The sequence below is a fragment of the Mesorhizobium sp. M7A.F.Ca.CA.004.12.1.1 genome, assembly GCF_003997835.1.
In the GTDB taxonomy this organism is placed as follows: domain Bacteria; phylum Pseudomonadota; class Alphaproteobacteria; order Rhizobiales; family Rhizobiaceae; genus Mesorhizobium.
Window position 1 is genome coordinate 1 of the sequence record NZ_RZRK01000963.1, and the last position, 2,095, is coordinate 2,095.

Here is a 2,095-nt window from a genome sequence, read left to right on the forward strand (position 1 = left end):
ATCCTTGTCGGCGGCAGCGTCACAGGGACTTCCGCGACGCTGCCGCCGACAAGGATGACGTCATAAGGCGCCTGGGCGGCATGCCCTTGCGGCAGCGCACCCTGGACGACGGTCACATTGCCGCAGCCCAGCGACGAAAGCGTCGATCTGGCGGTTTCCGCCAGCGCCGAATCACTCTCAAGCGCCACCACGGACCTGGCCAGCCGCGACAGGATGGCCGAGGCGTAGCCGGTTCCGCAACCGACATCGAGCGCCGAATCGGTCGGATTGATCTCGGCCAGTTGGATAAGCTTGGCCAACGGGGATGCTTCCATCAGGTAGCGTGCGCCGTCCGCGCCGGCGGCAATGCGGATGTCCTCGTCGATATAGGCGAGATCGCGCTGGGCGGCGCCGACAAACATCTCTCTTGGGATGACAAGCATTGCATCAAGCAGCGGCGCGCTGGTCACATCGGTGGTGCGGACCTGGCCGTCGACCATCTTGACGCGTAGTTCGGAGAAATCAGCGCTCATGTCCCAACCAATCCGCTTGCCGCGCCAGAACCGCGGTCCATTGTGTCAGGAACTTCAGGCCCCTGCGCTGCCGCGCGGGGGCCCGGGCATTGGAGGCCTCGCCCGGAATCGAACCGGGGTGCAAGGATTTGCAGTCCTCTGCGTAACCACTCCGCCACGAGGCCTCATTGCTCCCGGCGTTCCACCCGGTTCCAATAGGTTGCGGCGAAAATGCCGTCAAGCGGCCACCGTGCATTCCGAACGGTTTCCTCGCGTCAGTCCGGACGGCATCCGGCAAATCGTCGGACCGGGCCTGACCGCTCCATTAGCGGACAATTAAGCATAGCCTGCCCGGAGGAGAAACTCATCGGCGGCCCGTGCGTTGGACATGGCAGGAGGAAGAGCCATGCGCCGGACAATGGCAGCAAATACGAGTGCCTCGTCCGGCCTGTCCCTGCTACAATGCGGAGAGCTTCTGCATTACGCAATCGACCGTCTGTCCATCGAAGGTGCGGACAGCCTGTCGCCGCACGACAGGGCAAGGCTTGCCTCGGCCGCGGCGATTCTCAAGCAGATCCATGAGGCACTGGAAGAACACGCCGCCCGTTGAACACCCACCCTGCGCTATCGGCGGTCAATCGGGCCGGCGACGCCGTTCCCACCAGACGACAAAGCGACGCCGGTGACGGCGAACCATGGCGAATTCATAGGACAGCACCAGCAATCCGAGCGGAACCATCCAGAAGCCGAGGATCGGCAGGAAACCGAGGATACCGCCGATGGTCAGCAGGATGCCGATCGTGATTCTGAGCCCGCGCGAGCGCGGCATTTTGAACTCGCGCCCGAAAACGGAGATTTTCCGCGCCGGCATCTGGTTGTCTTGTGCTGTCATCGTCTCGAAAAATTGACCCGTTTGATTTTTCGCAAGCATGCTGGAACCAAAGCCGCCGCCGCGCTTTCGGTTCCATATCCCTGCCAAGACGGCTAATATGAGGGCAACCGTCGACGATTGCGAGAAAGGCCTGCGCGAAAAAGCCTCGGAAAAATGTGAAAAGCTTCTTTGCAAAGCCGAAAAGGGCAGCTATAGGCTGCGCCACTCACATAGAGCATCCGTTCCCCGGTAGCTCAGTGGTAGAGCAACCGGCTGTTAACCGGTTGGTCGCTGGTTCGAATCCGGCCCGGGGAGCCAATCATTTCCAACGGTTTCAGAGTTTTCAGGAACGGCCGAAAATAGGCTGATCTACAGCATGTCTACACAACTCGACTTCGCTAGGCGCCGATCTACACCGGAATCGCCCGAAGGAGAGAAATCACCATGGAACACGTTTTTGATGAGCTGATCGGCCTGCAGAGACTCAGCCGAGATCGAATTGGCGAGCCGCCGCGACGGCCTGGACGATTCGCTTGGCAAGGAACCTAGTAACCGGCGTGGCGATCGGCATCGGAATTGCCGTCGGTATTGCTCTAGGCGGTTAATGAAACCCTCCGGGTGCAAAAACCTATGCGGTGAAGTTAGCCCGAAGCAAAGACAACATCAGACCTTGCGCCTCCGTCCGCCTTGACGGCCGCGTGGCAGTCTCTCAGTTTTTTGGACGACCCACTCT

The 2,095-nt window shown here is 60.5% G+C and carries 3 protein-coding genes and 2 tRNA genes; 2 read left to right on the top strand and 3 right to left on the bottom strand.

All coding sequences use genetic code 11. The features are described from left to right. Nucleotides 1-512 (bottom strand): protein-L-isoaspartate O-methyltransferase (locus EN984_RS32285; protein WP_164765813.1); only part of this gene is annotated, 512 nt, incomplete at its 3' end. A gap of 90 nt (nucleotides 513-602) precedes the next feature. Next, nucleotides 603-676, bottom strand: a tRNA-Cys gene (locus tag EN984_RS32290). Between the two features lie 221 nt (nucleotides 677-897). Here EN984_RS32290 and EN984_RS32295 point away from each other — a divergent pair. After that, nucleotides 898-1,101, top strand: a complete 204-nt coding sequence (locus EN984_RS32295) for a hypothetical protein (protein WP_127267807.1) — start codon at nucleotides 898-900, stop codon at nucleotides 1,099-1,101. 24 nt (nucleotides 1,102-1,125) lie between these two features. Here the strand turns inward: EN984_RS32295 and EN984_RS32300 are convergent, their stop codons facing one another. Continuing rightward, nucleotides 1,126-1,383: a hypothetical protein gene (locus EN984_RS32300; RefSeq protein ID WP_024503836.1), complete on the bottom strand. Its 258-nt coding sequence runs from the start codon at nucleotides 1,381-1,383 to the stop codon at nucleotides 1,126-1,128. A gap of 222 nt (nucleotides 1,384-1,605) precedes the next feature. On the opposite strand from EN984_RS32300, the gene EN984_RS32305 reads away from it, so the two are divergent. Then, a tRNA-Asn gene (locus tag EN984_RS32305) sits at nucleotides 1,606-1,680 on the top strand. The last annotated feature ends 415 nt before the right edge of the window (nucleotides 1,681-2,095 follow it).